Here is a 26,530-nt window from a genome sequence, read left to right on the forward strand (position 1 = left end):
GAATTCAGACTTGAGACCTGCCCCGGAAGCCGGCGGGGATCTGACGCCCGAACCGGATGACCATGCAGGCAGCCTTGGTCATGCGATTGGTCGTTTGACAACGGTGGCTCTGGAACGTATTTCAAGCCCATTTGCAGTCCCAATTAAAACGTCTGATTCACGTTCAAGGTCATTGAACTTAACTATGTGTTGCACCGGCACGTTCCAGGCTTGCGCTATTGACTCAATTAAGGCGCCACCCAGATTGTTGAGTAGGCCGCTTTCGGATTTGTAGGAGAAATATTCCGCATCATCAAGGTCATCTTGAAATATTACGGTTACTCCAGAAGTCTCTGTGCAATATGCGTTGTCCAAAAAGGAAAATCCTTCCAAATGCTTTAGTTCATATTCTTGTGTAAATCTGTCTATTATGATTATGGTATCGCTTGGTTGAGTTGCCAGGATATCATTTGCCGAAATGTAGCGCCCCTTGTGTTTGGCAATTGGCAAGACGCCCGTGTGCCCTCCGCACAAGCGGACAATTTGCGCAGCAGACATCTGTGATTCAACGTCAGGATATATATTTGGAATTTTGGCCGCTTGATTTGTGGCCCATTTCGAAAGCTGTTTGACGGATAGATGAAGCGACGCCCTATCCCTAGCCGCCCGTTTGGCTTCCCCTGTAATAAAGCCTGCTATCCCGGATATTGTGGAAGTTGCAAATCCGCCAACTGTTACGGCCCCTTCAAAAAGTGGGGTTGGTAGTGTGTAAGAGCGCGCTCCCGCCAATATACAAATTCGGCCAAGTGCCTCGCCGCTGTCGCTGTAAACTACTTCAAGGTTTTGTGCAGCTTGTTTTGCGAAGCGCAATCGGTCCTTTTTTGAAAATCGATCATCGTGTTCTTTTTTGCAGCGTTCAAATAAAAGGCGATCACCGGCTATCTTGAGCCAATCGTTAGGGGCAATTGCAACTTCCGACTTTCCGTGTTCAATGACTACAAGTTGGGTGTCAAGTGAAGGTGCCAGTTTCTTGCAAAGTTCCTGCAGGGATATGGTTTCATCTTCATGTTTCAGAAAAAGGAATCCGTCTGGTTTGTAGGGTGAAGATCGAAGTTGGAGTTCGACGACTGTTCCCCCGTCAATCAATTGTTCTTGCTTGGAAGCGGGTCTTAGTAGTGGCCGGCCTTTGATTCCGGAGCCAAATTCAAGGACTAACGTATCGGCAGCTGCCCAATCAGGCCGGCGCGTGATAACTTTCACGCGGTCTGCAGCCATAAATACTGAAAAGAAGCCTACGCCATATTTTCCTGTGCTCTTAAAGCCAGAAGAAATCAGGCCCGGAAATTCTTCTTGGACTTGAGGGGTACTCCAAAAACTGCAACCAAAATCAAGAAGATGTTGTGTAAGAACGCGACGCGACATTCCGACACCATTGTCGTGAACTCTTAAGAAGAACGAGCCGGAGCGTTCCTGAACGGTCACTTCAACTTTTCCAAAATCCAGAGGGCGGTTTTCTAAATGGCGTCTTGCGCGTATTGCATCGCACCCATTTTGAATTAACTCGCGAACTGGGACTGTTGGGTTTCGTCCGTAAAGTTCTTCGCCACCAAGGCTGTTAATTAGGCCTGGCAAATCAGAGATATGGAGTTTGGCATTGATTGGATGCCAGTCTAATGTCTGTATATAAGCTGCAAGCCTTTCAGGGTTGTCGACCCCGGCAACTCGGCGCGCGACAAATCGGCGAATTGATCTGGAAGTAAGCAGGCTATCGACACCCCTTAACTCGTTGTCGATCATTTTTAAAGCGTCTAAGCATAGCCACCATGAATTGGCCTCTTCTAGAGGAAACGATTGGCCCGACGTGAATACTAGTGCGTCCTCATTGATGTAGAATTTATTTAATTTGCTCTGAAAGTTCCAATGTTCTGCCGACGATTTTGAGATGTTAAGAAAGGCCCGCTGAAAGCTCGGAGCTCGGCGGGCATCAATGTGTGCCGCGTCTGCCACTCGTAATATGCAGGCTAGTTTCAATGGATCAATGGTCCAGGAAGATGGGGCCCAATGAGGTGCGCCTATCTGTCGGTCAAAGCGCTTCTCTAGCTCGGACAGCGACCACCAATGGCTGTGAGCGATTTGTCCAATTGCTCTGCCAAAAGTTTGTCGCAGTTCTATTTCGCCAATTAAGTATTCTGCAGCATCGCCAGATCCAAATTTAGCAAATGCTATTTGTTCGGCGTGTTCGGCATGCAGCATTCGCAAAAGGGAAAATAATGCAATCGAATAGGCCTCTTTTGGTGGATTCTCTACCTCTTGAGCGGTTGGAGTGCGGTCATGGCGAGACCGAAAGTACATGCAAATGGTGTCATTCCAACGAACATCTGCCTTTAAAGAAGCAATCCCTCCCGGAGTGGCTGCTACTGACATGGCTAAATCGTGTAGCAATATGGCGCCTCCAAGAACGTACCCTTCGGTGGGTGTTAGTTCATAGCCGATGCCAGTGATTTGAGATGCGACTTCCCATAACGCATCTAAGTGCGTTATGTCGTGAATTGTTAAATCAGGGAGATCCCTTTCAATCTGAGTTGCTAGTAGGCTGGCGCGCTCTCTGAACCCACAAAACGAGGTTCGGAGCCTTTCGCGTTCAAGTTGATGCTGGTCGTTGTCGACGCTGGCGAGAGTTGCGTTCCACAGCGCAGATTGTTCGATTGCCTTTGAGAAGTTAGTCATGTTGCTCCCTGTGAATGGCAGTGAGTAGAACTCGCTCCGCATCGGTCTACAACCGCATTTGTCTGTATGGGGAGGTTCTCCTGCTATCGCCCAACCTCGGCGCAGCTACGAATTCAACGCCAGATGCCGTCTTAACTTTCAAGACGGCAGCTGGCGTCAAACCGTGATCAACAAGCACGTCAGAGAACTAGCGTCCACGGACCCCCGCGGATCGGCGACAGGTCTCAAATCAAAAATCAGGCCGGGCGACCCGACCGGTGCAGTCGGCGATAGAGGGTGTTCCTGCTGACGCCAAGTCGTCGTGCTGCTTCGGACACATTGCCATCCACGGCTGCTAGCGTTTCGCGGATGCGTGTCTCAGCCAACTGATGCAGATCGGCACCATGTGAAGCGGCTATTTGCCCTGCACCGACGCCCTCCGACGCCTCCTTCATGTCATCGGCCAACTGCATGCTTGTAACGTCGCTTTCGCCGTCGTCCAGCAGCGCTACGGCCGTTCTCAACACGTTGGCCAGTTGCCGCACGTTCCCTGGCCAGCGGTAGCGGCCAAAGAACGCCATCACGTCGGCGTTCACGTGAAGCGCGCGCGCGGGAGCCTCGCTCTTCAACAGCCGAGCCACCAACTCGCCAATGTCCGACCGCTCCCGCAGCGGCGGCAGGCTCAGCGTCAGCCCGTTGAGTCGGTAGTACAGGTCTTCCCGGAAGCGGCCGGCGGCGACTTCGTCTTTCAGGCGGTGGTGGGTGGCGCAGATCAGCCGGAAGTCCACGTCCACCGCCGCGCCGCCGCCCAGGGGCGTGACCTGGCGGTCTTGCAGCACGCGCAGCAGGCGGGCCTGCATCGCCAGCGGCATGTCGCCGATCTCGTCCAGGAAAAGCGTGCCGCCGTGGGCTTCGCGGATGCGGCCGGGGGCGCCGTGGCGGTTGGCGCCGGTGAAGGCGCCGGGGGAATAACCGAAGAGTTCGGCCTCGATCAGCATTTCGGGCAGCGCCGCGCAGTTGACGGCGACAAACGGCTTGTCGCGGCGCGCGCTGCTGCTGTGGATGGCCTTGGCCAGCAGTTCCTTGCCGGTGCCGCTTTCGCCTTGCAGCAGCAGCGGGATGGCGGGCTTGTCGAGCAGCTTGCGGGCGCGGGCGAGCAGGGCGCTGAAGGCGGCGTCGCCGGTGTCCAGCGCGGCGAGGGCGTCTTGCGGGCGCCAGGCGGCGTCTGTGGCGGGCAGCGTGGGCGCCGGGCGGGCCGACGATGCGGGCGCGGCGGGGCTGTTGCGGCGCAGCGTCTGGCCGGGTTCCAGGCGCAGCCACAGCGAGGCGCTGCCGCCGCGTGGCAATGCGCGCGGCGCGGCGCCGAGGGCAAGCAGCGCGCGCAGGTCCAGGCCGAGCACGCGCTCCACGGTGGCGGCGCCGATGTCGCGGCGGGCCAGGCCCAGCAGCTCCAGCGCGGCGGTGTTGGCGCCGGTAACCCAGCCGTCTTCGCTGAGCGCGAGGAGGCCTTCGGTGACGGTGCCCAGGCCCTCCATCTGCGCGTGCAGGCGCAAATGCAGGCCGGCGCGGAAGCGGTCGAGGAAGAGCTGGTGCTCGATCATGCGGGCGCCGCTGCGGGCCAGGGCCAGCGTGTGGCGGTGGTAGCCGCGGCGGTCGCCGGAGATGTCGAGCACGCCGAGCAGCTGGCCGGCGGGGTCGGCAATGGGGGCGGCGGCGCAGGTGAGGAAGCCGTTGCGCGCCAAGTAGTGCTCGCCGGCATGCACGACGACGGGCGCGCCCTCGGCCAGCGCGGTGCCGATGGCGTTGGTGCCGCGCCATTGCTCGCTCCACACGGCGCCGGGGCGCAGGGCGACGCGGGCGGCGCGGTCGGCAAAGTGGGCATCGTCACCACTGGCGTGCAGCAGCAGGCCGTGGGCGTCGGCCAGCAGTACGAGGCTGTCGCTGCCTTGCACCTGCTCGTTCAGGAAGGCCATGACGGGCCGGGCGTGGGCCATCAGCGCGTGGCGGTGCTCCAGCGCGCGGGCGAGCTGGGCGGCGCTGGCGTGCGGCGCGCCTTGCGGGCGGCCTTCCGGCGCGAGGCCGAAGTCGCGGCAGCGCGCCCAGCTGGCTTGCAGCGGGCCGGCAATGAGGCCGCTGGCGACGGTGCCGGTGTCCAGCCACTGGCGGCGGGCCAGGCGGATGCGCTCGGGCGGGGTGGGGGCGGGCATGGCTGTCTCCGGTGGCCTTGTATTGAAGGCTCTGCGGCGGACGGTAGCCTGACGGCGGGGCGCGTCAAGCGCTTGTGCCGGAATGGCACGGTGTGCGGTACGGGTGTTCCATTTCGGGACAGTGCGGGAGCGGCCGGCGCGGGGTTTCAACACGCGGCTGCGGCAGGCTTGGCGCAAGCACGGCTGGCATGTGCCTTGCGCTGAAGGAGCTGACCCGCGCGCCATTCAGCACGCCGGGCACACATCCATCTGGAGACAAGCCCATGACCGTTTACGCCGCCCCGGGCGCCGCTGGCGCCAAGATTGCCTACAAGCCCCGTTACGACAACTTCATCGGCGGCAAGTTCCAGCCGCCGGTGGAGGGCCAGTACTTCGACGTGATCTCGCCGATCAACGGCAAGGTCTACACGCAGGCCGCGCGCTCGGGCGCCAAGGACGTGGAACTGGCGCTGGACGCCGCCCACGCCGCCGCCGCGGGCTGGGGCGCCACGCCGCCGGCCGAGCGGGCGAATGTGCTGCTGCGCATTGCCGACCGCATCGAGCAGAACCTGGAGCTGCTGGCCTACGCCGAGACGGTGGACAACGGCAAGCCCATCCGCGAGACGCTGAATGCCGACCTGCCGCTGTGCGTGGACCACTTCCGCTACTTCGCCGGCTGCGTGCGTGCGCAGGAGGGCGCTTTGAGCGAGATCGACGGCCACACCATCGCGTATCACTTCCACGAGCCGCTGGGCGTGGTGGGCCAGATCATTCCGTGGAACTTCCCGCTGCTGATGGCGGCGTGGAAGGTGGCGCCCGCGCTGGGCGCCGGCAATTGCGTCGTGCTGAAGCCGGCGGAGAGCACGCCCATCGGCATCCTGCTGTTTGCCGAGCTGATCGCCGACCTGCTGCCGCCGGGCGTGCTGAACATCGTCAACGGCTACGGCAAGGAGGCCGGCACGCCGCTGGCAACGAGCAAGCGCATCGCCAAGATCGCCTTCACGGGCAGCACGGTCACGGGCAAGCAGATCGCGCAGGCCGCGGCGGCCAACCTGATCCCGGCGACGCTGGAGCTGGGCGGCAAGAGCCCGAATCTGTTCTTCGACGACGTGATGGCCGAGGACGACGCCTTCCTCGACAAGGCCATCGAGGGCCTGGTGCTGTTCGCGTTCAACCAGGGCGAGGTCTGCACCTGCCCGAGCCGCGCGCTCATCCAGGAAGGCATGTTCGACAAGTTCATGGAGCGTGCCGTCAAGCGTGTGGCGGCCATCAAGCAGGGCAACCCGCTGGACACCGAGACCATGATGGGCGCGCAGGCCTCGGCCGTGCAGATGGACAAGATCGAGACCTATCTGGCGCTGGGCAAGGAGGAGGGCGCCAAGGTGCTGATCGGCGGCAACCGCGCGCAGCTGGGCGGCGACCTGGCGGGTGGCTACTACATCCAGCCGACGCTGTTCCAGGGCCACAACCAGATGCGCATCTTCCGCGAGGAGATCTTCGGCCCGGTGCTGGCGGTGACGACCTTCAAGACCGAGGCCGAGGCGCTGCAGATCGCCAACGACACGCCCTACGGCCTGGGCGCCGGCGTGTGGACGCGTGACGGCAGCCGCGCCTATCGGCTGGGCCGCGCCATCCAGGCGGGGCGCGTGTGGACCAACTGCTATCACGCCTACCCGGCGCATGCGGCCTTTGGCGGCTACAAGGAATCGGGCATCGGCCGCGAGACGCACAAGGGCATGCTGGACAGCTACCAGCAGACGAAGAACCTGCTGGTGAGCTACAGCCCGAACGCGCTCGGGTTCTTCTGAGGCGCTGGTTCAGCGGCGGCGCCGTGCGAGAGGCACCGCCGCCAGCGCCAGCATCGCCAGCGGCAGCGTGCCGGGCAGGGGCACCTGGTTGACCGTCGTGCGCATGGCGACGCGCAGGTTGTCCAGCGAGGTCTCTTCGTTGGCGCCATTGCCCTCGAGTGCCTCGGCCCACTTGAAGGAGGTGATCGCCGAGTCCGAGATCACGCCGACGAAGACGGGCGAGCCGGTGGCGTTGCCGAGCAGGGCGATGTCCTGCGTCGAGCCGTCGCTGAACGAGAAGGTCATCAGGCCCGGGCCGGGGGCGGTGCTGCTGTCGCCGGGGATGGATTCGAAGGAGGTGATGTCCAGCGCCGCGGCGAGGAAGGGCAGGGCGTAGTTGCCTTGGTAGTAGGCATTGCCGTTCGCACGCGCCGTCCCGCCAAAGGCAAAGGCTTCGTTGTCAGCGCTGAACACACGCACCGGCCCGCTGATGTTGCTGCTCAAGGTGAGCCCGGGCAGCACCGCAACGCCGGTCAGGTCGGTGCCGACCGCGTAGCCGCTGAAGTCCTGGAGCTGCGCCGGACTGCTGAGGGCCGCCGTCCAGGCGGCGAGGTCGGTGAAGACGGCCACGGTGGCGGCCTGTGCCATGCCGGCAGACAGGGCGACGGCAAGGGCGAAGGCGGTGGGGGTGCGGCGCATGTCGGTCTCCGGAGTCTCGGTGGGTGGTGCGCCATTGGCCGCCTGCGGCGACGTGTTGCCCAGCCCAAGTATTTGGGGGCGCCCCGCAAGCCCGGGGGGTGTCGGGCGAATTGACAGCTCGCCGTGATGCGAGAGGCCTCGCTGGGCCAAGTGGTTGATTTGCAAAGAAATGATTCGACGGCATCAGAATTGCGTTCCGGCAGTTACCCCTAGCTGGCCTGGAGCCACGTCATGCGCACACTTTCCCGCCTCGCCGCTGTCGTCGCCCTGGCGCTGCCTCTCGCCGCGCTGGCCGCGCCGATCACGCTGACGGGCACGATCCGCGACTTCAACTCAGCCGGCTCGCCGATGGGCCACCCCGACTTTGAGGCCTACCTCGGCTCGTACGCGGGCATCGTGCAAACGACGCTCGGCGCCGATGGCAAGCCGGTGCTGTCGGCCTCCCACCCCACCGTGACGAGCGCGGCGTCCTTCCACCAGTGGTATCACGACGATCCGACCGTCAACATGTCGCAGAGCATCAGCATCCAGCTCGATCCGATCTCGGCGACGACCTACCAGTTCAGCAGCAACGCCTTCTTCCCCATCGACGGGCAACTGCTGGGCACGGGCGTCCCGGGCCAGAACTTCGGTTTCACGACCGAGTTCCACACGCAGTTCACCTACAAGGCCGCCAACAACGACGACTTCGCGTTCACAGGTGACGACGACGTGTGGGTGTTCATCAACGGCATCCTGGCCATCGACCTGGGCGGCGTTCACGGCGCGCTCGGCGGCAGCGTGAACCTCAACGCCTTCGCCCTCGCGAACGGCCTTGTCGACGGCACCGACTACAAGCTGGACGTCTTCCAGGCAGAGCGCCACACCACGGGCTCGAACTTCACGATGACGACCTCGCTGCAGCTCGTCGCCACGACGCCGAACGGCGTGCCCGAGCCGGCCTCGCTGGCGCTGGTGGGCGCGGGCCTGCTGGCCGCTGCCGCCGGCGCGCGCCGCCGCCGCCGCTGAACCTGCGCGTCGGCAATGCCAGGCCGCCTTCGGGCGGCCTTTTGCTTTCTTGCGTGAGTGCCGGCCGGCGCCTGCCGCGCCACGGTAACGAAGCCGTAACCCGCACCGAGCCGATCTGCCTACACTCGCGCCCCGCAGCCAAGCTGGCTTGCCTCTGACGCGCCGCGCCAGGGTCTGCGCTGAGGTGGACACGATGGCAGGAATCACGCGGTGTTGGGTAGCGGCGCTGGCCGCCTTGTGCGTGGCCGGTTGCGGCGGTGGCGGTGCAGGCAGCAGCGCACCGGAAGTGCCGCCGCCACAGGTCGTCGTGGTGGCCCCGCCGCCGCCCGTCGTGGCAACGCCGGCCTGGTTTCCGACGGGTACGGCTGATGCGTTTGCCCAGTTGGAGATCACGACCGCCGCCAGCGCGCCCATCCTCAACCGCGAGGACTATGTGAAGGGCAGCTTCAAGCTCTTCGGCGCGGGGCTGACGGCGGCCGAGGGGGCGCTTGAGATTCGCGGCCGCGGCAACTCAACGTGGGACTGGCCCAAGAAGCCCTATCGCCTCAAGCTGGGCACGGCCACGGCACTCGCGGGCATGCCGGCCAGCAGGCACTGGGTGCTGCTGGCCAACTTCGCCGACAAGACGCTGGTGCGCAACGACATGGCCTTCATGCTGAGCCGCAGCATGGGGCTGGCCTACACGGTGCGCGACCAGATCGTCGAGGTGACGCTGAACGGCCAGTACCAGGGCCTGTACCAGCTCGCCGAGCATGTGCGCATCGCCAAGGACCGGGTCGACATCCCCGAGCTGAAGGCCACCGACACGGCGGCTGACAAGGTCTCGGGCGGCTACTTCGTCGAGGTGGACTTCCGCATGCACAAGGACTACTGCAAGGACCCGGCCGTGCTGCCCTATTCACCGTTCTGCGTGGCCGGCGTCAACACGCAGCGCGACAGCAACTTCTGCGTCGACTCCATGCGCGCCGGCATGGCGCCCTTCTGCGTGAAGGAGCCCGAGTCGCTGCTCGAGCCGGCCTGGGCGGCGCAGCGCGCCTACATCACCGCCTACTTCAACGACACAGAGGCGGCGCTGTTCGGCGCCGATTTCAAGGACCCGTCAACCGGCTATGCCAAGTATCTGGACGTCGACTCGGTGGTGAACTACTACCTCATCAACGAGCTGAGCAAGAACGCGGACGGCGCGACGGCCAGCTTCTTCATGGCCAAGAGGCGCGATGGCAAGCTGCACTTCGGCCCGGTCTGGGACTTCGACCTCGCCTTCGGCAACGCTGGCTATGACGGGCTGGCGCTGACGTCGGGCTGGCACCTGCGCCGCTCGCCGTGGTTCGCGCGGTTGTTCGAGGATCCGGCATTCGCAAAGAAGGTGAAGGACCGCTGGCTGGCGCTAAAGGCCGAGAACGCCTTCGAGCTGATGCTGATGTACGGTCAAGCCCGCGCGACCTGGCTGGACAAGGGCCAGCAGAAGAACTTCAGCACCTGGCCCAACCTCAACTGGGTGAGCTGGTACACCCGCGTCGTCATGGGCAGCCACGACGGCGAGGTGAAGGAGATGATCCGCTGGCAGCGCGAGCGGCTGGCGTGGATGGACGCGGAACTCGCCAAATGAAAAGCGCCCCGATCGGGGCGCTGAAGGCAAGCGACGGCGGGGCAGAACGCCCCCGGCTCAATGCGGGTGGCCGTTGTCCGGCTTGCGCGGGAAGGGCGCGAACATCGCCCCGAGCACCGACGGGATGGCCGCGAACATGACGACGATGAAGTAGGTCTTGTAGCCGAGGTGGTCGGCCAGCGGGCCCGAGATCATCTGCGTCGGCACCAGCGTCAGGTTCATGATCGAGTTGGCAAACGCGTAGTGGGTCATGTGGAATCGACCCGGGGAGATCTGCTGCATCATGTACAGCATGTTGGCGACGAAGCCGAAGCTGTAGCCGAACTTCTCCAGCGTCACCAGGCTGGCCACGGTCCAGAACGACAGCGCATGGCCCGGGCCGGCCAGCTGCGACAGGATGACAAAGGCCAGGTGCGGGATGTTCAGGCACAGCGCCATGATCACCAGCGTGCGCCGGTTCAGGCCGTACTTGGCCATGAAGGCGCCGCCCAGCAGGCCGGCCCCCAGGCTCACGACCGTGGCGATGGTGCCGTCGATCAGGCCCTTGTCCTTCAGCGACAGGCCGACGCCACCCAGCTCGGGCGAGGCCTGCAGGAACAGCCCGCCCTCGATCAGCAGCAGGCCTTCGGAGCTGCGGTAGAGGAAGACGAACATCAGCATGCCCCAGATGCTGTCCTTCTTGAAGAAGTCGACGATGGCCTCGCCGAAGCGGGCGAAGGCGGCCTTCATGCTGACGGGCCGGTCGCCGACGCTGCCGGTGGGCAGCACGAACCAGTGGTAGGCCGCCAGCAGCGCGAGGGTGGCCGCCGACATGGCCAGGGCCCAGCTCCAGGCGGCCGTGGTGCTGAAGTGATGGTCTTCCTTCAGCGAGCCCGCCATCCACACCACCAGCGCGGTGCCGAACAGCCGGCCGACGTTCCAGAACACGCCCTGCACGCCGATGTACTTGGCCTGGCCTTTTTCGTCCAGCGAGGTGATGTAGATGCCGTCGACGCAGATGTCCTGTGTGGCCGAACAGAAGGCCAGCACCCAGAGCACGGCGATGGTGATCTGGAAGTAGTTGGGCAGCGGCAGCGCCACGGCGATGCCGCAGAGCAGCACGGCCATGATGACTTCCATCCACAGCACGAAGAACTTCTTCGTCTTGAACATGTCCAGGAAGGCGGCCCACAGCGGCTTGAGCGACCAGGCGATGCCGATGCTGGCGGTGGCCAGCGTGATCTCCCCGTCGCTGTGGCCCATGTCCTTGAGCATCGTGCCGGCGACCCAGATGACCATCGCGAACGGGATGCCCTCGGACAGGTAGGACGAGGGAACCCAGGACCAGGGGTTGCGGATGCGGGTGGGGCTGCTGCTCATGCGAAGTAACCGGGTGGAATTTTTCGAGCCCGGAGATCGCCGAGCGAGGTAGCGCGTCGTCCGATTGGACAACGTTGTCATTTTCGCTTGGTCGAGTGCCCCGGGAGCCGCTTGGCCGCGCGCCCGGGAGGCTGCCACAGCAAGCGTGCCGGCATGCTAGGTTTGAAACCGCCCGTTCCTCATCCAGGGTTACGCGGATGCCGAGAAGGCGACGGCCCCCGCAGGCGCGGGGTCGAAGGCGGCGGTTTCAGCGCGTTGCTGGACGCGCCATCACGGCGCGGACGAACGGGCCCTTGGCCTCTGTGTACGCTGCCTTGTCGATGGCGTGCCGCGCCGCGAGCTCGCGCTTGAGCGCCGCATAACGTGCCGCCAGCGCCGCGTCGGCGCGCAGCGCGTCGCGGAATGCGATCTGGTCGCGCCAGAACGCGCCGCCGCGCACGACGGCGTGCAGATGGACGCGCAGCTGCATCGGGCCGGCGTCGCGCGTGAAGTACCGTCGCTCGGGCAACTGGGCTTCATGCTCCGGGCGATAGCGGTAGCCCAAGGCCGCCAGCGCCTCGCGGTGGGGGTCGACGTCCGATAGCTGCGTCACGCCCAGCAGCAGGTCGAGCACGGGCTTCGCGCACAGCCCCGGCACAGCGGTGCTGCCGATGTGCTCGATCGAGCAGGCCGTGACCGCGAAGGCGCTGCGCAGCGCCCGGGCAGCTGCCTCGAACTGCGCCGGCCAGCCGGGGTCGGCGTCGACAAGCCGGACTTCGCTCACGAAGGGCTGCGCGGTGCGTAGGGCCCGGTGCGCAGCGCCTCGGCGATGCCCTTGCGGTTCTGAGCCAGCGCCACCAGGCTGAAGTGGATGTGGCCGCTGCCGGGCGCCAGGCGGCGGATGCTGGCGATCTGGCCGACGATCTCGTCCGGCAGCCAGCTCTGCGGCGTGGCGTCGATGCGGCTGGTGAACAGACCCGGGTGGATCGGCCGGCCCAGCGGGTTCAGCGCAGCCCAGGATTGCAGCAGCGGCTCGAAGGCCTGGGCGGCTTGCGCGCGCGGCCAGTAGAGCTGCGGCGCCAGGTAGTCCAGCCAGCCCTCGCGCAGCCAGAGTTCCACGTCGGCATACAGCTTGTCGTATTGGCTGAAGCCGGTGATGCCCGGCGGGCGCAGGTCGGGCCGCGGCAGGCCGAAGGGGCTGATGCCGACGCGCGTGCCGGGCCGGGCCTGGTGCACGGTGGCGTAGAGCCGCTGCACGAGGCTGTTGACGTTGTAGCGGCGCCAGTCGGCGCGGGCGAGGCTGCCACCGCTGGCGAGGTACTTCTGCCAGCTCGGCTCGTCGGGAAAGTCGACATCCACCTTGGCCGCATCCTGAATCGGGTAGGGGTAGAAGTAGTCGTCGATGTGGATGCCGTCGACGGCGTAGCGGGCCAGCAGGTCGCGCACGACGGCCAGCGTGTGCTCGGCGGCAGCGGGCTCGCCGGGGTCGATCCAGAGCTGGTCGCCATAGCGCTTCGCCCAGTCGGGCTGGCTGCGGCTGACGTGCGTGGCGGCGGATGCCGACTTGGCCGTGCTGGAGCGGGCGCGGTAGGGGTTGAGCCAGGCGTGCAGCTCCAGCCCACGCAGCCGCGCCTCGGCCAGCCAGACGGCCAGCGGGTCGTAGCCCGGGTGCTGGCCCTGCGTGCCGGTGAGGAACTCGCTCCAGGGCTCCAGGGCCGATTCGTAGAGGGCGTCGGCGCTGGGGCGCACCTGCAGGATCAGCGCGTTGAGGCCGATGCGAACGGCGGTGTCGCACAGGCTGCGGATCTCGGCCTGCTGGGCCTCGGCGCTCAGGCCTTTCCTGCTGGGCCAGTCGATGTTGGCGACGGTGGCGACCCAGGCGGCCCGCCATTCGCGCGGCGGCGGGCCGGCGGGCGCGGCGGCCGATGCGGCCGGCTGCGGTGTGGGCACGGCCTCGGCGACGGGCGCTTGATGGGCCACCGGATCAGGCGACGTCGCGCAGGCCGCGAGCAGCGGCGCGGTGGCCAGGCCCAGCAGGTCGCGGCGCTTCATGGCGTGTCTTCGGCCTTCTTGCCGAAGCCGTCGGGGATGCTGATGAGGGCCGCCATCACCACGCTGGGCAGCGTGGCCACCAGCACCCAGATGAAGAAGGGCACATAGCCGATCTGGTCCTGCAGCCAGCCGCTCCACATGCCGGGAATCATCATGCCCAGGGCCATGAAGCCGGTGCAGATGGCGTAGTGCGCGGTGGCCGGACCCCCAGGCTTCGCCGCAGCGGCCGACTGCGTCGGCTGCTGCGGCTGTGCCACCCCCCGAGGGGGCTGAGCCGCCTCGGGGCGGCCCGTCGCCGGCTCGCTCTCACCGCTGGCGACGTGGATCATGTACATCAGGTAAGCCGTGAAGCCCAGGCCATAACCGAACTGTTCAACGGCAAGCGCGGCGCTGATGACGGCCAGGCTGGTCGGGTGCGTCATGGCGAGCAGCAGGAAGGCGATGTTGGGCACATGCATGGCGGCCACCAGCGGCCACAGCGCGCGCTTCAGGCCGATGCGGGAGATGACCCAGCCGCCGCACAGGCCGCCCAATGTCAGCGCGATCAGCCCCACCGTGCCGTAGGCGATGCCGACTGCCTTGGTCGACAGGCCCAGGCCGCCTTGCTCGACCGGGTCCAGCAGGAAGGGCGAGGCCAGCTTGAGCAACTGCGCCTCGGGGAAGCGATAGAGCAGCAGGAAGCCGAGCGTGACCAGGATGCCGGGCTTCTTGAAGAAGCTGGCGAACACGGCGAAGAATTCGGCCACCAGCCCGCGCGCGGCGGCGCGGCCGGGCCCGGCCACATCGGCTGCGGGCCGCGGCAGCACGAACGCGTGCCAGGCCGCCAGCGCGATGAACAACCCCGCCAGCAGCCAGAACACGCCGCTCCAGGCGGTGACGACGGAGCCTGTGCGCTCGGTCAGCTCACCCGCCAGGTAGACGAGGGCGCCCTGGCCGGTGATGTTGGCCAGCCGGTAGAAGGTGGAGCGCACGCCGACGAAGGCGGCTTGGCTGTGCTGCGGCAGCGCCAGCATGTAGAAGCCGTCGGCGGCAATGTCGTGCGAGGCCGACGAGAACGCCATCAGCCACAGCACGGCCAGCGAGAGCTGGAAGGCGCGGTCGGTGGGCAGGGTCAGCGCCACACCCGCCAACGCGGCGCCGACGAAGAACTGCAGCACCGCCACCCAGGCCCGCTTGGTGCCGAACAGCTCGGCCAGCGGCGACCACAGCGGCTTGAGCACCCAGGGCAGGTAAAGCCAGCTCGTATAGAGGGCGATGTCGGTGTTGGAAATTCCCAGGTTCTTGTACAGCACCACCGACAGCGACATCACCGTCACGTAGGGCAGGCCCTGGGCGAAGTAGAGGCTGGGGATCCAGCTCCAGGGCGAGCGCGTCATGCGGCGAGGGCTCTGCTCACGCTGCCCTCTGCGGAGTCCAGCAGCCGGCGCGCCTCATCGGGGCCAACGCCGCGTTTGAGCATCACCAGCGCCGTCTTCACATGGTTGTCGCACTGCGCCAGCGCCGCCTGCGCGTCACTCTCGCTGGCACCCGAAGCGCGTACGGTCAGCGCGAGCGCCCGCTTCACCAGCTTCGCGTTGGTGGCCTTCAGGTCCACCATCAGGTTGCCGTAGACCTTGTTGAGCTTCACCATCAACGCCGACGAGAAAGTGTTCAGCGCGATCTTCTGCGCCGTGCCGGCCTTGAGCCGCGTGCTGCCGGAGATGACCTCGGTGCCGGTGTCGAGGATGACGCCGATCTCGGCCTGCTGCGCCACCGGCGCGCCGGGGTTGTTGGCGATGCCGATGGTCAGCGCGCCCGCCGCGCGAGCAGCCTCGATGGCACCCAGCACATAGGGCGTGCCGCCGGACGCGGCCAGCAGCAGGGCCACGTCGTTGGGCCCCGGGTTCAGCGCGGCCATCTCGGCGGCGCCCTGGGCGCGGTCGTCCTCGGCGCCCTCGACGGCGACGAACATCGCGCCCTGGCCACCGGCAATGATGGCCACGGCCCGCTCGCGTGGCCAGGAGAAGGTGGGGTAGAGCTCCACGCTGTCCAGTACGCCGAGCCGCCCGGACGTGCCGGCGCCCGCGTACAGCAGCCGCCCGCCGGCGCGGATGCGCGGCAGGGCCGCGTCCACGGCGGCTGCCAGCTGCGGCGCGGCGGCCTGCACGGCTGCGACGGCGGCGTTCTGGTCGGCGATGAATGCATCCAGCAGGGCCGGGGTGGCGTAGCTGTCCAGGTCGGGATGCCGCGTGCTCGGGGTTTCGGTGTTCAGCATGAGGGAATGGGGCGCCAAGGCCACAGGACTCTAGCTTGGCGCCGGGCCATGACGAATGCCACGCATTGCGGTCGGGCCGCCGGGTCATCAGAATCCGGCAGCCGGCTGTAAGGAGCGGGGCATGAGGCCCGACAGACGTTGGCAAGTCGAAGCCGGGGCTTTTATTACCGGAGTCGACCTGTGGTGAACCCGATCGCTACCACTTCCCCTTTTTCTGGAGACTCCCAAATGAACGCTTCCCTCAAGACCGGCCTGGGCATTGCTGCCGCCGCTGCCGCCCTGTTCGCGACCGCCGTGCCCACGACCGCCCTGGCGGCCGACGGCATGGTCAAGTGCTCCGGCGTGAACAGCTGCAAGGGCACCTCCGACTGCAAGACCGCCAAGAGCGACTGCAAGGGCCACAACAGCTGCAAGGGCCAGGGCTGGGTCAGCAAGAAGACGGCCGACGAGTGCACCAAGGCTGGCGGCAAGGTTGAGAAGTAAGCCCACCCCCGAGGGGCAGGCCCACCCCCGAGGCGCTTGACGCGCCTCCCCCTCAAAGGGGCGCACTGAGCGGCCCGGCAAAGCCGGTTCCGCCAGTGCCGCTGGATGAGGCGCGCGCCTGTGGCGTCGCGCCGTTTTTCTTTTCACGCATGACCAAGATCCAAGGCTTTGGCCTCGGTCTGCGCGTCGAGCACTACGCGGCCTTCGAGGCTGGCGTCGCTGCCGACCAGCGGCCCGACTGGCTGGAGATCATTTCCGAGAACTACCTGGTGCCCGGCGGCCCGCCACTGGCGCACCTGGAGCGCATCCGCGCCGACTACCCACTCGTCATGCACGGCGTGTCGCTGTCAGTCGCCGGCCCCGCGCCGCTGGACCTGGCCTATCTGCGCGAGCTGAAGGCGCTGGCCGACCGGCTGGAGCCCGGCTGGGTGTCGGACCACCTCTGCTGGAGCGCCGATGCGCACAGCCAGCTGCACGATCTATTGCCCGTGCCGCTGACGCGTGCCGCGCTTGATCACGTCGGCGCCCGTATCGCCGAGGTGCAGGACGTGCTGGGCCGGCCGCTGGTGCTGGAGAACGTGTCCAGCTATGTGCGTTTCCAAGCCGACGAGATGAGCGAGTGGGACTTCATTGAGCAACTGCTGGCGCAGACCGGCGCGCGCCTGCTGCTGGACGTCAACAACGTCTACGTCTCCAGCCGCAACCACGGCTTCGACCCGCTGGATTACCTGAACGCGATTCCCATCGAGGGCGTCACCCAGATCCACCTCGCCGGCCACGAGGACCGCGGCGACATCGTCATCGACACGCACGACCACCCCGTGCGGCCCGAGGTGTGGACGCTGTACGAACACGCGCTGAAGCGCTTCGGCAAAGTGCCCACCATGATCGAGCGCGACGACCACATTCCGCCGCTGCCCGAGCTGCTGGCCGAACTGGCCATCGCCCGCCGCCTGGCAATAACATGAGGCCCCTCGTCCAAGGAGTACCTTGGCCGGTCCCCCGCGGGGACGGCGATGCTTGCAGCATTGAGCTGCAAGCACATCGCCATGGCGGGCCGGCTTGGGAGCGGCCCGGCGCTCGGCCCGCTGAATTCCCCACGGACGACCAATGAGCATTGCCGCGCAACAGCAGCAACTCGCCGCCGCCATCCGCGACGGCCACGACGCTGCCGGGCTGCTGGCCGGCAACTTCGCACTGGGCCTGGACGTCTACCGCCAGGCCTACCGCGCCCGCCTCGTCGCCGCGCTGACCGACAACTACACCGTGCTCGCCCGCGCGCTGGGCGACGAGGCCTTCGACGCGCTGGCCCGGGCCTACCTCGACGCGCAGCCCAGCCGCCACCCGTCCATCCGCTGGTTCGGCCACGAGCTGGCCGGCTTCATGGGCGAGGCCAGCGACGAACTTGTTCCGCACGCCAGCCTGGTCGATTTCGCCGCCATGGACTGGGCGCTGCGCGGCGCCTTCGACGCCGCCGAGGCGCCCTTGCTGGACCCCGCCACGCTGGCCGCGCTCGGCCCCGATGACTGGGCCGGCCTCGTGCTGCACCTGCATCCCAGCGCGCAGCGCGTGCGCCTGGGCCACGCCATCGAGCCCGCCTGGCGGCTGCTGCGCGAGTGGGAGCCCGAGTCGGGCGATGACCAGCCCGAGCTGCCCGAGCCCCAGCCGCATGAGCATGTGCTGCTGACCTGGCGCCAGGCGGGCGAGACCCGCTGGCGCTCGCTCGAACCGCTGGAGGCCACGCTGCTGCAAGCTGTTGCCGAAGAAGCGCCCTTCGCGCTGCTGTGCGAACGCGCCGCCGAGGAGCTGGGCGACCCCGAGGACGCCGCACCGGCCGTCATTGGCGCGCTGCAGCGCTGGCTGGCCGACGGGCTGTTGCGCCAGCCCTGAACCCCTCGGCCGGCGCAGGCCGTGCCGCTTGGCTATCCTGCGCCCACCCGATCACCGAGGTTCACCATGTCCCGACTGCTGATGGCCCTGCTTGCGGCCTTTCTGATCCCCACCGCCCAGGCCGCGCTGAACGTTGGCGCCGCGGCGCCCGACTTCAAGACCGACGCCGCCGTCGGCGGCCAGCCCTTCAAGTTCCACCTTGCCGAGGCGCTGAAGAAGGGCCCGGTGGTGCTGTACTTCTACCCCAAGGCCTTCACCAGCGGCTGCACCGTCGAGGCCCATCAGTTCGCCGAGGCAACCGACAAGTTCGCGGCTGCGGGCGCTACGGTCATCGGCATGTCCAACGACGATATCGACACGCTGAAGAAGTTCAGCGTCGAGGCCTGCCGCAGCAAGTTCGCCGTGGCGGCCGACGCCGGCGGCAAGGTCATCAAGGACTACGACGTGGCGCTGAAGATGGTGCCCGGCACCATGGCCGACCGCGTGTCCTACCTGATCGGCAAGGACGGCAAGGTCGCCGCCGTGCATGCCAGCATGAACCCCGACGGCCACATCGACGCGATGCTGAAGGCTGCTCAGCAATTGAAGAAGTGATTGCGCTCGGCGCCGTCGAACTGTTGGCGGCCTATGCCCGGCGCGAGCTCTCGCCGGTCGACGTCATGCAGGCCGTGCTGGCGCATGCATCAGCGCGCGAGGGCGAGCTGCACGCCCTGTGCGCCGTCGATGCCGAGGCCGCCCTCGCGGCGGCGAAGGCCAGCGAGGCCCGCTGGCGCGCCGGCACTCCACTCGCGCTGGACGGCCTGCCCGTCACGCTGAAGGAAAACATCGCCGTGCCCGGTGCGCCCTATCGCCTAGGCACGGCCGCCACGCCGGCCGATGCGGTGGCCAGCTTCGAGGCCCCACCCGCCGCCCGGCTGCGCGAGGCCGGCGCCATTGGCTGGGCGCGCACCACCATGCCGGACTACGGCATGCTCAGCTCGGGCCTGTCCAGCCTCTACCCCGAGCCGGCGCGCAACCCCTGGGATGTGCGCATGACGCCCGGCGGCTCCAGCGCCGGTGCCGCCACTGCGGCCGCCGCCGGCTACGGGCCGCTGCATCTGGGCACCGACATCGGCGGCTCCATCCGCCTGCCGGCCGGCTGGTGCGGCCTCGTCGGCCTCAAGCCCAGCCATGGCCGTGTGCCCATCAAGCCCGGCTATGCCGGCCGCGTCGCCGGGCCGTTGACGCGCACGGTGGCCGACGCCGCGCTCATGCTGGCAGTGCTGTCCCAGCCCGATGCGCGCGACCCGACCCAGCTGCCGCCGGGCCAGGTCTTGCCTCGGCCGCTTGAACTGAAGAGCCTGCGCATCGGCCTGATGCTCGACGCCGGCTGGGGTGACGCCGTGCAGCCCGAGGTCGAGGCTGCCATCAACGCAGCGGCTCGTGCCTTCGAGCAGGCCGGCGCCATCGTCGAGCCGCTTGCCGGCTTCACGACGCGTGAGATGGCGGACGGCATCGACCGCTTCTGGCGCATGCGCTCCTGGCTCGATATCTCGACGTTGCCGCCCGAGAGGCTGGTGAAGGTGCTGCCCTACATCCTCGACTGGGTGTCGCCCGCTGCCCGCTACGACGGCTCGGCCGTCTTCCACGGCTACAGCCAGATGCAGGCGCTGCGCGAGGCGGCCAACGCCGCCATGGACGGTCCTCAGCCGTTCGACTTCGTGCTCTCGCCCGTCAGCCCCATGCCCGCCTATGCGGCCCACCAGGCCAGCCCGTTGCACGACCCGGCGCGGCCCTTCGAGCACATCGCCTTCACGCTGCCCTTCAACATGAGCGAGCAGCCGGCGCTGTCCATCAACGCGGGCTACACGTCCACCGGTTTGCCGGTCGGTCTGCAGATCATCGGCCGCCGTTTCGACGATGCCGGCGTGCTGGCGCTCGGCGCGCTGTGGGAGCAACTGCGACCCGCACAACGGCCCTGGCCCTTCACGGCCTAGGTGGAGGCTCCTGCGGCGGTAGGCCGGCGGCTTTCAGGTCGGCATTGACCAGCGCCCATGCCGCGTCGAAGTTGTCGGCACGGCGCACCGGCCGGCTGCTGCGCCAGATGTCCATCAGCGCCGGCAGCCGCTCTATGCCCGGCAGGCCCGCCGGCACGAGGAAGACGGTGGAGATGGCGACCAGGCCGTGCCTGGAAAAGCTCTCAATGCTGGCGCGCAGTTCGCCCAGCGCGTCGGCATCCATCACCAGGCTGCCGCGGATCTCGAGCAGGTCGCCAAAGCGACGGTCGGCCGGCAGCCGCTTGCCGGCCAGCGCGATGGCGCGCTTGGTGGCGGCCATCAGCTCGGCGTCGAACGGCCCCTCGGCGATGGAGACCATCACGCGGCCCTGCACGCCCACACTGACGCGCCCGAAGCTCGGCTTGAAGGCAGGGCGGCGCGACGGCGGCAGGGTGGGCGAGGGGCTCATGATGTGAGACGATTTTGCACGCTCGATGGAGGGGTCAGGACCATGTTGACTTTGTATGGCACGAAGGGTTCCGGGGTAGCCGCCATAGAGGCCGCACTGGCCCGCGCCGGCCTGGCTTGCACCAGCGTCGACGCTGCCTCCTGGAACCCCGGGCCGGGCCTGGACGCGCTGCTGCGCGTCAACCCGCTGGGCCAGGTTCCGACGCTGCTGCTGGACGACGGCACCGTGTTGACGGAGAGCGCGGCCATCCTCATCCACCTGGGCCTGACGGCCACGCCCGGGCTGCTGCTGCCGGTGGACGCCAGCGCGCGGGCGCGAGCCATCCGGGGCCTGGTCTACATCGCGGCCAACTGCTATGCGGCCATCAGCGTCATTGACTACCCGCAGCGCTGGTGCGAGCCCTGCGACGACGCGACCCAGGCGCAGATCGTGGCCGGCACGCGGGCGCGGCTGCATGAGCATTGGCAGGTGTTCGCCGATCAGTTCGCGAGCGGCTTCGACGCCGCCTCGCCCGGCGCGCTGGAACTGCTGGCCACCGTGGTGTCCAAGTGGTCGGGCGCGCGGGCGCATCTGCAGGCCGAGCGGCCGGCCTTCCACGCACAGCTGCTGCGCGTGGAGCAGCACCCCGACGTCGCCCCGGTCTTTGCGCGCCACTGGCCCTGACGAGCGCACTGCAGGACCGCAGTTTCGGAGAAGCGCGGCGGCGGCGCGGCGGCAACACTGGGCGCTCATTCGATGGAGACCCGATGAACCGCAGCCTTGAACACTGGACCCGGCAGAGCCACCGCTGGCTGTCCATCGTCTTTACCGTGACCGTCGCGGCCAACTTCGTGGCCCGGGCGATGGTGGCTGGCGAGCCGCCGCCGTGGATCACCTATTCACCGCTGCCGCCGCTGTTCCTGCAGCTGTTCTCGGGCCTCTACCTGTTCGCGCTGCCGTACTTCAGGAGGCGGCCATCAGTCTAGGGTTTGCCGGTAGCGCGCCAGGGCCACGCTGCCCGCCACCGCCAGGAAGGCCAGCATCGGCCACACCTCCGGCAGCAGTTCCGCGGTGCCGGAGCCCTTGAGCATGACGCCGCGCACGATGCGCAGAAAGTGCGTCAGTGGCAGCGCCTCGCCGAGGTATTGCGCCCACTGCGGCATGCCGCGGAACGGGAACATGAAGCCCGACAGCAACATCGACGGCAGGAAGAAGAAAAACGTCAGCTGCAGTGCCTGGAGCTGGTTGCGCGCCAGCGTCGAGAACGTGAAGCCCACACCCAGGTTGGCCAGCATGAACACGCCGATCATCGCCAGCAGCAGCGTGACGCTACCCACCATGGGCACGTTGAACAGCAGGAAGGCCGCGCCGAGGATGACGCCGAGCTGCACATAGCCCAGCACGACGTAGGGCAGGATCTTGCCGGCCATCACCTCGATGGGCCGCACCGGCGTGGCCAGCAGGTTCTCCATCGTGCCGCGCTCGCGTTCGCGCGTCATCGCGAGTGCCGTCAGCATGACCATCGTCATCGTCAGGATGGTGCCGACAAGACCCGGCACGATGTTGTAGCGCGACAGGCCCTCGGGGTTGTAGCGGCGCTGGATGCGCACCTCGAAAGGCAGTGGCTGCGGCGCGTGCGAAGCCAGCGCGCCGCGCAGGTCGCGGTTCAGCGCGGTCTGGCCCAACTGGCTCAGCGCGGCGATGGCGTTGCCGCCGGCCGAGGGGTCTGTCGCGTCTGCGGCGATCAGCACAGCCGGCTTCTCGCCGCGCACGACCCGCGCGCCGAAGTCGCCCGGCACGATGACGAGGAATTGGATGGCGCCGCTTTGCAGCAGCGCGTCGCCGCGCGCCTCGCTCATTGGCACATCCAGGCCGCTCTCGACGACATGGAAGTAGCCGCTGGTCTGCAGCGCCGCGACCAAGCTGCGCGCCATCGGGCTGGTGTCCTGGCTGACGATGGCTGTAGGCAGACCCTTGGGATCGGTGTTGATCGCGTAGCCGAACAGCACCAGCTGCATGATGGGCACGCCAACCGCCATCGCAAACGTCAAGCGGTCGCGCAGCATCTGCTGCACCTCCTTCAGCGCGATGGCGAATGTGCGGGCCAGGGCTTGCATCACCGTCAGGCCTCGGCGAAGTTGTCGGTGGCCTGGTCGACGAGCTTGACGAAGGCGTCTTCCAGATCCTTGGCGCCGGACGTATCGACGATGGACGCCGCGCTGCCGCGCGCCAGCACGCGGCCGTAGGCGATGTAGACCAGCTCGTCGCAGCGCTCGGCCTCGTCCATGTAGTGGGTGGAGACGAGCACGGTGATGCCCTCCTGCGCGAGCTGGTGGATCTGGTCCCAGAACTCGCGCCGCGCCTTGGGGTCGACGCCGGCCGTGGGCTCGTCCAGCAGCAGCAGGCGCGGCTGGTGCAGCAGGCACGCGGCCAGGGCCAGGCGCTGCTTCCAGCCGCCGGAGAGCGACCCGGCGAGCTGCTTCTGACGCGTCTTCAGCCCGAGGCGATCCAGCGCGCCGTCGACGGCCTCGCGGCGGTTCGGCATGGAGAACAGCCGCGCGACGAAATCGAGGTTCTCTCGGATGGACAGGTCTTCGTAGAGGCCGAACTTCTGGGTCATGTAGCCCACCTGCCGCTTGACCTCGGCGGCCTTGCGGCGGAAGTCCAGCCCCAGCACCTGGCCCTCGCCGGCGTCGGGTGTCAGCAGGCCGCAGAGCATGCGCAGGGACGTCGTCTTGCCGCTCCCGTTGGGGCCCAGGAAGCCGACGATGCGGCCCGTGGCGACCTGCATGTCAACGCCGTCGACGACCTTGCGGCCGGCGTAGGACTTGCTCAGTCCCTTGACGTCAATCGCAAGGTCGCTCATTGCGAAACGTCCAGCGGCTGCCCGGGATGCAGTCGCTCCGCGTCCTCCGCTTTCAACGGCCGCGCCTCGACGAGGAAGACGAGCTTGTCGCGCTGCTGGTTGGAGTAGATGACCGGCGGCGTGTACTCCGGCCCGGCGGCGATGAAGCTGATGCGCGCGGGAATAGCCGCGCCGCAGCCGTCGCAGCGCAGGTTGACGGCCGCGCCCAGCTTGAGCCCGCCCACCGCCGACTGCGGCACGTAGAAGCGCGCCTTGCGGTTGGCCGGCGGCAGCAGGGCCAGCACCGGCTGGCCGGCGCCCACCCATTCACCCGGACGCATGAACACGTCCTGCACGCGCGCCGGCATGGGTGCGCTCTGGCGCGCCTGCTCGACGCGCCAGGCCGTCTGCGCGCGGCCGCTCTGCGCGGCGTCGGCCAGCGCGCGGGCGGCGGTGCGCGCGTCGTCACGGGCGGGCAGGCGGGCCACCTGCACGGCGGCGTCCAGCTCGACGACACGGGCGCGGGCCTGGGCGAGCGTCGTCGCGGCATCGTCCAAGCGCGACCTGGCGACGAAGCCTTGCGCGAGCAACTCCTGCTGCCGGGTGAGGTCGATGCTGGCCAGACGCTCGGCGGCGCGGGCCTGGTCCAGCTGCGCGCGGGTCACGGCCAGCTCGGGCGCACGTCGGCCCTTGTCGGTGTCCTGCGCCTGGGCTTGTGCGCTCTGCATGCGGGCGCGCGCCTCGGCGTCAGCGGCAAGTGCGGGCGTCGCGTCCAGCTCGAACAAGGCCTGGCCGGTAGCCACGGCCTCGCCCGAGCGCACGGCCAGGTGGTTGAGCCGCCCGGCCACCGGCGGCGCGATGTAGACCAGCTCGGCCTCGGCATAGCCCGTCCAGCCCTCGGGCGGCTTGGGCGCGCAGCCGGCCAGCAGGGCGGGGATCAACAACAGCGCAACTCTCATCGGCATCTCCATCAGACTCCGCTCGCCAGGCCCAGCAGCGCCCATTCGATGCGGCGCTCCAGTGCCGCATCGGACAGCACGTCCTCGTCCACCGTTGCCAGCAGCATGGGTGGCACGGCGTTGACGGCCTTCATGCCGCCCACCAGGATCAGCGGCGCGATGACGGCGCCCATCAGGAAGGAAAAGCGCGTCAGCAGCGGCTGCCGCGGCAGGCGGTCCTGGGCCTCAGCCTCCTGCAGCAAGGCCATCAGCACGCCCAGGTGGCGCGGCGCGTTGGCACGCAAGAAATCCTGCGCCACGGCCTCGCCGGCCTGGGCATCGGCCCAGACACGGGCGATCAGCGGCCGGTGCTCGCGCACGAAGCGGCCCACGCCCAGCAGCGCAGCGCCCAGCCGTGCCATCACGTCAGCCTCGCCCTGGCTGGTCAGCGACAGCACGCTGAACATTTCCTCGTAATGGCGCTGCAGCAGCGCACGCAGGAAGGCGTCCTTGCTGCCGAAGTGGTAATGGACCATGGCCGGGTTGACGCCGGCCGCCTCGGCCACGCGCCGTACCGACAGCCCGGCGCAGCCCAGCTGCGGGTAAAGCGCGGCGCCGGCGGCGAGCAGCAGCTGATCCTGATCCTGTCCGGGGCGTGGCATGCGGTGGATTATTGGTCAGCTGTTCAATAACGGCAAGCTGACTAGGATGCGTCGCACCAAGACCTGCCCCCGAGCAGACCTTCAGGAGACACCATGGACCTCGCCACCTGGATGCGCAGCTTCACCATCCGCACCCGCATGCAGGGGGCCATCGCTATGGTGCTGCTGATGTTTGCGGCGCTCGGCCTCACCGGCCTGCTGGGCGGCCGGCAGCTGATGGCACTCAATGTCGACGTGACGACGCACAGCATGCATGACCTGCAGCAGCTTGCTGCCATCCGCCAGGGTCTGGCCGATGTACGGCTCGAGGAGAAGCAGATGGTCATCGCCTACGAGGACCCCGACCAGGTGAAGCAGTTCCGCCAGCGCTGGGACGCCGCCGCGCAGCGCCTGGCCACGGCCCTGCAGGGCCTGCAGGCCGGCAAGCAGGAGGACAACAAGGCCGTGGCCACCGAGGCGCTGAAGTTTCTGCAGGACTACCGCACCGCCGCCCAGCCCGTGCTCAGCCAGATCGAGGCCGGCGGCTTCGATACGGCCAAGGTGGCCGACCGCATGCTGAACCGGCCCAAGGCGGCCATGCGCGAGATCGAGCAGCGCGTGGAGAAGGTGGCCGGCCTCATCGAGGCGCAGGCCAAGGCGGCGGAGGCCGAGTTCGGCGCCGAGATGGGCCGCATCGGCTGGCGCTCGCTGGCCGTGCTTGTCGCCGTGATGGTGCTGGTGGTGCCGCTGACGCTGATCAACTCCGCCACCATCACCAGCCCCATGCGCTACGCCGGCAGCGTGGCCGAGTCGATTGCGGGCGGCGACCTGGACAACGACATCCGCGTCGTCGGCCGCGACGAGGCTTCGGACCTGCTGCGCGCGCTGGACGCCATGCAGACCAGCCTGCGCGAGCTGGTGCGCCAGGTGAAGACCTCCGCCCAGAGCATAGAGACGGCCAGCAGCGAGGTCGCCTCGGGCAACCAGGACCTGAGCCAGCGCACCGAGCAGGCGGCCGCCAGCCTGGAGGAGACGAGCAGCTCGATGGAAGACCTGACCAGCGGCGTGCGCCACGGTGCCGACGCGGCCGGCAAGGCGCGCCAGCTGGCCGAGAGCGCCGCCGAGGTGGCGCGCCGTGGCGGCCAGGAGGTGGCCGAGGTCGTCACCACCATGGCCGAGATCAACACCAGCTCGCGGCGCATCGGCGACATCCTCGGCCTCATCGACAGCATCGCCTTCCAGACCAACATCCTGGCGCTGAACGCCGCAGTCGAGGCCGCGCGGGCGGGCGAGCAGGGGCGGGGCTTTGCAGTCGTTGCCAGCGAGGTGCGCCTGCTGGCCAAGCGCTCGGCGGACGCGGCACGCGAGATCAAGTCACTCATCGCCGCCAGCCTGGAGCGCACCGAGGCCGGCACCCGCCTCGTGCAGCACGCCGGGGCGACCATGCACGACATCGTCAGCCATGTGCAGAAGGTCAGCGACATGATCGGCGAGGTGGCCGAGGGCGCGGCCGACCAGAGCGCCCGCATTGGCCAGATCAATGGCGCCGTCACGCAGCTGGACCACATGACGCAGCAGAACGCCGCCCTGGTCGAGCAGTCAGCCGCCGCGGCCGACAGCCTGCGCCAGCAGCTGCAGTTGTTGACCGGTGCGGTGGCGCAGTTCCGGCTGGACGGCCGGGCGTGAGGGCG

Annotated in this window: 23 protein-coding genes and 1 pseudogene; 11 read left to right on the forward strand and 13 right to left on the reverse strand. The window is 67.4% G+C overall.

The genetic code is table 11. The features are described from left to right. Positions 1 to 78: 78 nt before the first annotated feature. Together AC0IZJ_RS26430 and AC0IZJ_RS26435 are read right to left on the reverse strand one after the other, a co-directional pair. Entirely contained in the window at positions 79 to 2,706 is a 2,628-nt protein-coding gene (locus AC0IZJ_RS26430; RefSeq protein ID WP_471854917.1) for an HD domain-containing protein, read from the reverse strand. Positions 2,707 to 2,942: 236 nt separating this feature from the next. Beyond that, entirely contained in the window at positions 2,943 to 4,892 is a 1,950-nt protein-coding gene (locus tag AC0IZJ_RS26435; protein WP_471854919.1) for a sigma-54-dependent Fis family transcriptional regulator, read from the reverse strand. Positions 4,893 to 5,155: 263 nt separating this feature from the next. On the opposite strand from AC0IZJ_RS26435, the gene exaC reads away from it, so the two are divergent. Beyond that, the gene (gene exaC, locus AC0IZJ_RS26440; protein ID WP_471854921.1) at positions 5,156 to 6,679 is read left to right on the forward strand and encodes an acetaldehyde dehydrogenase ExaC; all 1,524 of its coding nucleotides are present in this window, start codon (positions 5,156 to 5,158) and stop codon (positions 6,677 to 6,679) included. 9 nt (positions 6,680 to 6,688) lie between these two features. Here exaC and AC0IZJ_RS26445 read toward each other — a convergent pair whose 3' ends face one another. Further along, positions 6,689 to 7,357, reverse strand: coding sequence for a hypothetical protein (locus AC0IZJ_RS26445; protein ID WP_471854923.1), 669 nt, complete (start codon positions 7,355 to 7,357; stop codon positions 6,689 to 6,691). A 231-nt stretch (positions 7,358 to 7,588) separates the two neighbouring features. Between AC0IZJ_RS26445 and AC0IZJ_RS26450 the strand changes: the two genes are divergently transcribed. Then, positions 7,589 to 8,365, forward strand: coding sequence for a fibro-slime domain-containing protein (locus tag AC0IZJ_RS26450; protein ID WP_471854925.1), 777 nt, complete (start codon positions 7,589 to 7,591; stop codon positions 8,363 to 8,365). 193 nt (positions 8,366 to 8,558) lie between these two features. Then, entirely contained in the window at positions 8,559 to 9,974 is a 1,416-nt protein-coding gene (locus AC0IZJ_RS26455; RefSeq protein ID WP_471854927.1) for a CotH kinase family protein, read from the forward strand. 57 nt (positions 9,975 to 10,031) lie between these two features. Here AC0IZJ_RS26455 and AC0IZJ_RS26460 read toward each other — a convergent pair whose 3' ends face one another. The 5 genes from AC0IZJ_RS26460 to AC0IZJ_RS26480 all read right to left on the reverse strand — a co-directional run bounded on the left by AC0IZJ_RS26460 (position 10,032) and on the right by AC0IZJ_RS26480 (position 15,618). Then, positions 10,032 to 11,333: an MFS transporter gene (locus tag AC0IZJ_RS26460; protein WP_471854929.1), complete on the reverse strand. Its 1,302-nt coding sequence runs from the start codon at positions 11,331 to 11,333 to the stop codon at positions 10,032 to 10,034. A 247-nt stretch (positions 11,334 to 11,580) separates the two neighbouring features. Continuing rightward, positions 11,581 to 12,096 carry a GrpB family protein gene (locus AC0IZJ_RS26465; protein ID WP_471854931.1) on the reverse strand — a complete coding sequence of 172 codons (516 nt, stop codon included), beginning with the start codon at positions 12,094 to 12,096 and terminating at the stop codon, positions 11,581 to 11,583. After that, positions 12,093 to 13,364 carry a glycoside hydrolase family 10-like protein gene (locus AC0IZJ_RS26470; protein WP_471854933.1) on the reverse strand — a complete coding sequence of 424 codons (1,272 nt, stop codon included), beginning with the start codon at positions 13,362 to 13,364 and terminating at the stop codon, positions 12,093 to 12,095. The genes AC0IZJ_RS26465 and AC0IZJ_RS26470 overlap by 4 nt, the downstream gene beginning before the upstream one ends. Then, entirely contained in the window at positions 13,361 to 14,740 is a 1,380-nt protein-coding gene (locus AC0IZJ_RS26475; RefSeq protein WP_471854935.1) for an MFS transporter, read from the reverse strand. Before AC0IZJ_RS26475 ends, AC0IZJ_RS26470 begins: the two co-directional genes overlap by 4 nt. Next, positions 14,737 to 15,618 (reverse strand): N-acetylmuramic acid 6-phosphate etherase, encoded by an 882-nt coding sequence (locus AC0IZJ_RS26480; RefSeq protein WP_471854937.1) that lies wholly within the window; start codon positions 15,616 to 15,618, stop codon positions 14,737 to 14,739. The genes AC0IZJ_RS26475 and AC0IZJ_RS26480 overlap by 4 nt, the downstream gene beginning before the upstream one ends. Before the next feature lie 228 nt (positions 15,619 to 15,846). Here AC0IZJ_RS26480 and bufA2 point away from each other — a divergent pair, with 228 nt between their 5' ends. From bufA2 to AC0IZJ_RS26505, 5 genes are all read left to right on the forward strand, one after another. Beyond that, positions 15,847 to 16,101: a BufA2 family periplasmic bufferin-type metallophore gene (gene bufA2 / locus AC0IZJ_RS26485; RefSeq protein ID WP_471854939.1), complete on the forward strand. Its 255-nt coding sequence runs from the start codon at positions 15,847 to 15,849 to the stop codon at positions 16,099 to 16,101. 149 nt (positions 16,102 to 16,250) lie between these two features. Further along, the gene (gene bufB, locus AC0IZJ_RS26490) at positions 16,251 to 17,069 is read left to right on the forward strand and encodes an MNIO family bufferin maturase (RefSeq protein ID WP_471854941.1); all 819 of its coding nucleotides are present in this window, start codon (positions 16,251 to 16,253) and stop codon (positions 17,067 to 17,069) included. A gap of 142 nt (positions 17,070 to 17,211) precedes the next feature. Next, positions 17,212 to 17,991, forward strand: a complete 780-nt coding sequence (locus AC0IZJ_RS26495; protein ID WP_471854942.1) for an HvfC/BufC family peptide modification chaperone — start codon at positions 17,212 to 17,214, stop codon at positions 17,989 to 17,991. Between the two features lie 66 nt (positions 17,992 to 18,057). Further along, a complete protein-coding gene (locus AC0IZJ_RS26500) occupies positions 18,058 to 18,585 on the forward strand; it encodes a peroxiredoxin (RefSeq protein WP_471854944.1) in 528 nt (175 codons plus the stop codon). After that, positions 18,573 to 19,967, forward strand: a complete 1,395-nt coding sequence (locus AC0IZJ_RS26505) for an amidase (RefSeq protein WP_471854976.1) — start codon at positions 18,573 to 18,575, stop codon at positions 19,965 to 19,967. Before AC0IZJ_RS26500 ends, AC0IZJ_RS26505 begins: the two co-directional genes overlap by 13 nt. Here AC0IZJ_RS26505 and AC0IZJ_RS26510 read toward each other — a convergent pair. Continuing rightward, positions 19,957 to 20,436, reverse strand: a complete 480-nt coding sequence (locus AC0IZJ_RS26510) for a hypothetical protein (protein WP_471854946.1) — start codon at positions 20,434 to 20,436, stop codon at positions 19,957 to 19,959. The two genes, AC0IZJ_RS26505 and AC0IZJ_RS26510, sit on opposite strands and share 11 nt — an antisense overlap. Before the next feature lie 42 nt (positions 20,437 to 20,478). On the opposite strand from AC0IZJ_RS26510, the gene AC0IZJ_RS26515 reads away from it, so the two are divergent. Continuing rightward, positions 20,479 to 21,099, forward strand: a complete 621-nt coding sequence (locus tag AC0IZJ_RS26515) for a glutathione S-transferase N-terminal domain-containing protein (RefSeq protein WP_471854948.1) — start codon at positions 20,479 to 20,481, stop codon at positions 21,097 to 21,099. An 83-nt stretch (positions 21,100 to 21,182) separates the two neighbouring features. Beyond that, entirely contained in the window at positions 21,183 to 21,401 is a 219-nt protein-coding gene (locus AC0IZJ_RS26520) for a hypothetical protein (RefSeq protein WP_471854950.1), read from the forward strand. Here AC0IZJ_RS26520 and AC0IZJ_RS26525 read toward each other — a convergent pair. The 4 genes and pseudogenes from AC0IZJ_RS26525 to AC0IZJ_RS26540 form a co-directional block, all read right to left on the reverse strand. After that, complete coding sequence (locus AC0IZJ_RS26525) at positions 21,393 to 22,532, reverse strand: ABC transporter permease (protein ID WP_471854952.1); 1,140 nt, start codon at positions 22,530 to 22,532, stop codon at positions 21,393 to 21,395. The genes AC0IZJ_RS26520 and AC0IZJ_RS26525 overlap by 9 nt on opposite strands. Positions 22,533 to 22,618: 86 nt before the next feature. Beyond that, a pseudogene (gene ccmA, locus AC0IZJ_RS26530) lies at positions 22,619 to 23,281 on the reverse strand (heme ABC exporter ATP-binding protein CcmA); the annotation flags it as partial. After that, the gene (locus AC0IZJ_RS26535; protein ID WP_471854954.1) at positions 23,278 to 24,219 is read right to left on the reverse strand and encodes an HlyD family secretion protein; all 942 of its coding nucleotides are present in this window, start codon (positions 24,217 to 24,219) and stop codon (positions 23,278 to 23,280) included. The pseudogene ccmA and the gene AC0IZJ_RS26535, both read right to left, overlap by 4 nt. Positions 24,220 to 24,230: 11 nt before the next feature. Then, entirely contained in the window at positions 24,231 to 24,860 is a 630-nt protein-coding gene (locus AC0IZJ_RS26540) for a TetR/AcrR family transcriptional regulator (protein ID WP_471854955.1), read from the reverse strand. A gap of 93 nt (positions 24,861 to 24,953) precedes the next feature. Between AC0IZJ_RS26540 and AC0IZJ_RS26545 the strand changes: the two genes are divergently transcribed. Continuing rightward, on the forward strand, positions 24,954 to 26,525 hold the full coding sequence (locus AC0IZJ_RS26545; protein WP_471854957.1) for a methyl-accepting chemotaxis protein: 1,572 nt from the start codon (positions 24,954 to 24,956) through the stop codon (positions 26,523 to 26,525). The last annotated feature ends 5 nt before the right edge of the window (positions 26,526 to 26,530 follow it).

Source organism: Roseateles sp. AC306, from assembly GCF_979253795.1.

What these genes read in the sequence shown, in the direction of transcription:
- AC0IZJ_RS26470 (WP_471854933.1), bottom strand. Translation starts at nt 13,364, where the DNA reads ATGAAGCGCCGCGACCTGCTGGGCCTGGCCACCGCGCCGCTGCTCGCG.
- bufA2 (WP_471854939.1), top strand. Translation starts at nt 15,847, where the DNA reads ATGAACGCTTCCCTCAAGACCGGCCTGGGCATTGCTGCCGCCGCTGCC.
- bufB (WP_471854941.1), top strand. Translation starts at nt 16,251, where the DNA reads ATGACCAAGATCCAAGGCTTTGGCCTCGGTCTGCGCGTCGAGCACTAC.
- exaC (WP_471854921.1), top strand. Translation starts at nt 5,156, where the DNA reads ATGACCGTTTACGCCGCCCCGGGCGCCGCTGGCGCCAAGATTGCCTAC.
- AC0IZJ_RS26495 (WP_471854942.1), top strand. Translation starts at nt 17,212, where the DNA reads ATGAGCATTGCCGCGCAACAGCAGCAACTCGCCGCCGCCATCCGCGAC.
- AC0IZJ_RS26525 (WP_471854952.1), bottom strand. Translation starts at nt 22,532, where the DNA reads ATGCAAGCCCTGGCCCGCACATTCGCCATCGCGCTGAAGGAGGTGCAG.
- AC0IZJ_RS26515 (WP_471854948.1), top strand. Translation starts at nt 20,479, where the DNA reads ATGTTGACTTTGTATGGCACGAAGGGTTCCGGGGTAGCCGCCATAGAG.
- AC0IZJ_RS26535 (WP_471854954.1), bottom strand. Translation starts at nt 24,219, where the DNA reads ATGAGAGTTGCGCTGTTGTTGATCCCCGCCCTGCTGGCCGGCTGCGCG.
- AC0IZJ_RS26510 (WP_471854946.1), bottom strand. Translation starts at nt 20,436, where the DNA reads ATGAGCCCCTCGCCCACCCTGCCGCCGTCGCGCCGCCCTGCCTTCAAG.
- AC0IZJ_RS26545 (WP_471854957.1), top strand. Translation starts at nt 24,954, where the DNA reads ATGGACCTCGCCACCTGGATGCGCAGCTTCACCATCCGCACCCGCATG.
- AC0IZJ_RS26435 (WP_471854919.1), bottom strand. Translation starts at nt 4,892, where the DNA reads ATGCCCGCCCCCACCCCGCCCGAGCGCATCCGCCTGGCCCGCCGCCAG.
- AC0IZJ_RS26430 (WP_471854917.1), bottom strand. Translation starts at nt 2,706, where the DNA reads ATGACTAACTTCTCAAAGGCAATCGAACAATCTGCGCTGTGGAACGCA.
- AC0IZJ_RS26450 (WP_471854925.1), top strand. Translation starts at nt 7,589, where the DNA reads ATGCGCACACTTTCCCGCCTCGCCGCTGTCGTCGCCCTGGCGCTGCCT.
- AC0IZJ_RS26500 (WP_471854944.1), top strand. Translation starts at nt 18,058, where the DNA reads ATGTCCCGACTGCTGATGGCCCTGCTTGCGGCCTTTCTGATCCCCACC.
- AC0IZJ_RS26455 (WP_471854927.1), top strand. Translation starts at nt 8,559, where the DNA reads ATGGCAGGAATCACGCGGTGTTGGGTAGCGGCGCTGGCCGCCTTGTGC.
- AC0IZJ_RS26520 (WP_471854950.1), top strand. Translation starts at nt 21,183, where the DNA reads ATGAACCGCAGCCTTGAACACTGGACCCGGCAGAGCCACCGCTGGCTG.
- AC0IZJ_RS26475 (WP_471854935.1), bottom strand. Translation starts at nt 14,740, where the DNA reads ATGACGCGCTCGCCCTGGAGCTGGATCCCCAGCCTCTACTTCGCCCAG.
- AC0IZJ_RS26445 (WP_471854923.1), bottom strand. Translation starts at nt 7,357, where the DNA reads ATGCGCCGCACCCCCACCGCCTTCGCCCTTGCCGTCGCCCTGTCTGCC.
- AC0IZJ_RS26480 (WP_471854937.1), bottom strand. Translation starts at nt 15,618, where the DNA reads ATGCTGAACACCGAAACCCCGAGCACGCGGCATCCCGACCTGGACAGC.
- AC0IZJ_RS26540 (WP_471854955.1), bottom strand. Translation starts at nt 24,860, where the DNA reads ATGCCACGCCCCGGACAGGATCAGGATCAGCTGCTGCTCGCCGCCGGC.
- AC0IZJ_RS26460 (WP_471854929.1), bottom strand. Translation starts at nt 11,333, where the DNA reads ATGAGCAGCAGCCCCACCCGCATCCGCAACCCCTGGTCCTGGGTTCCC.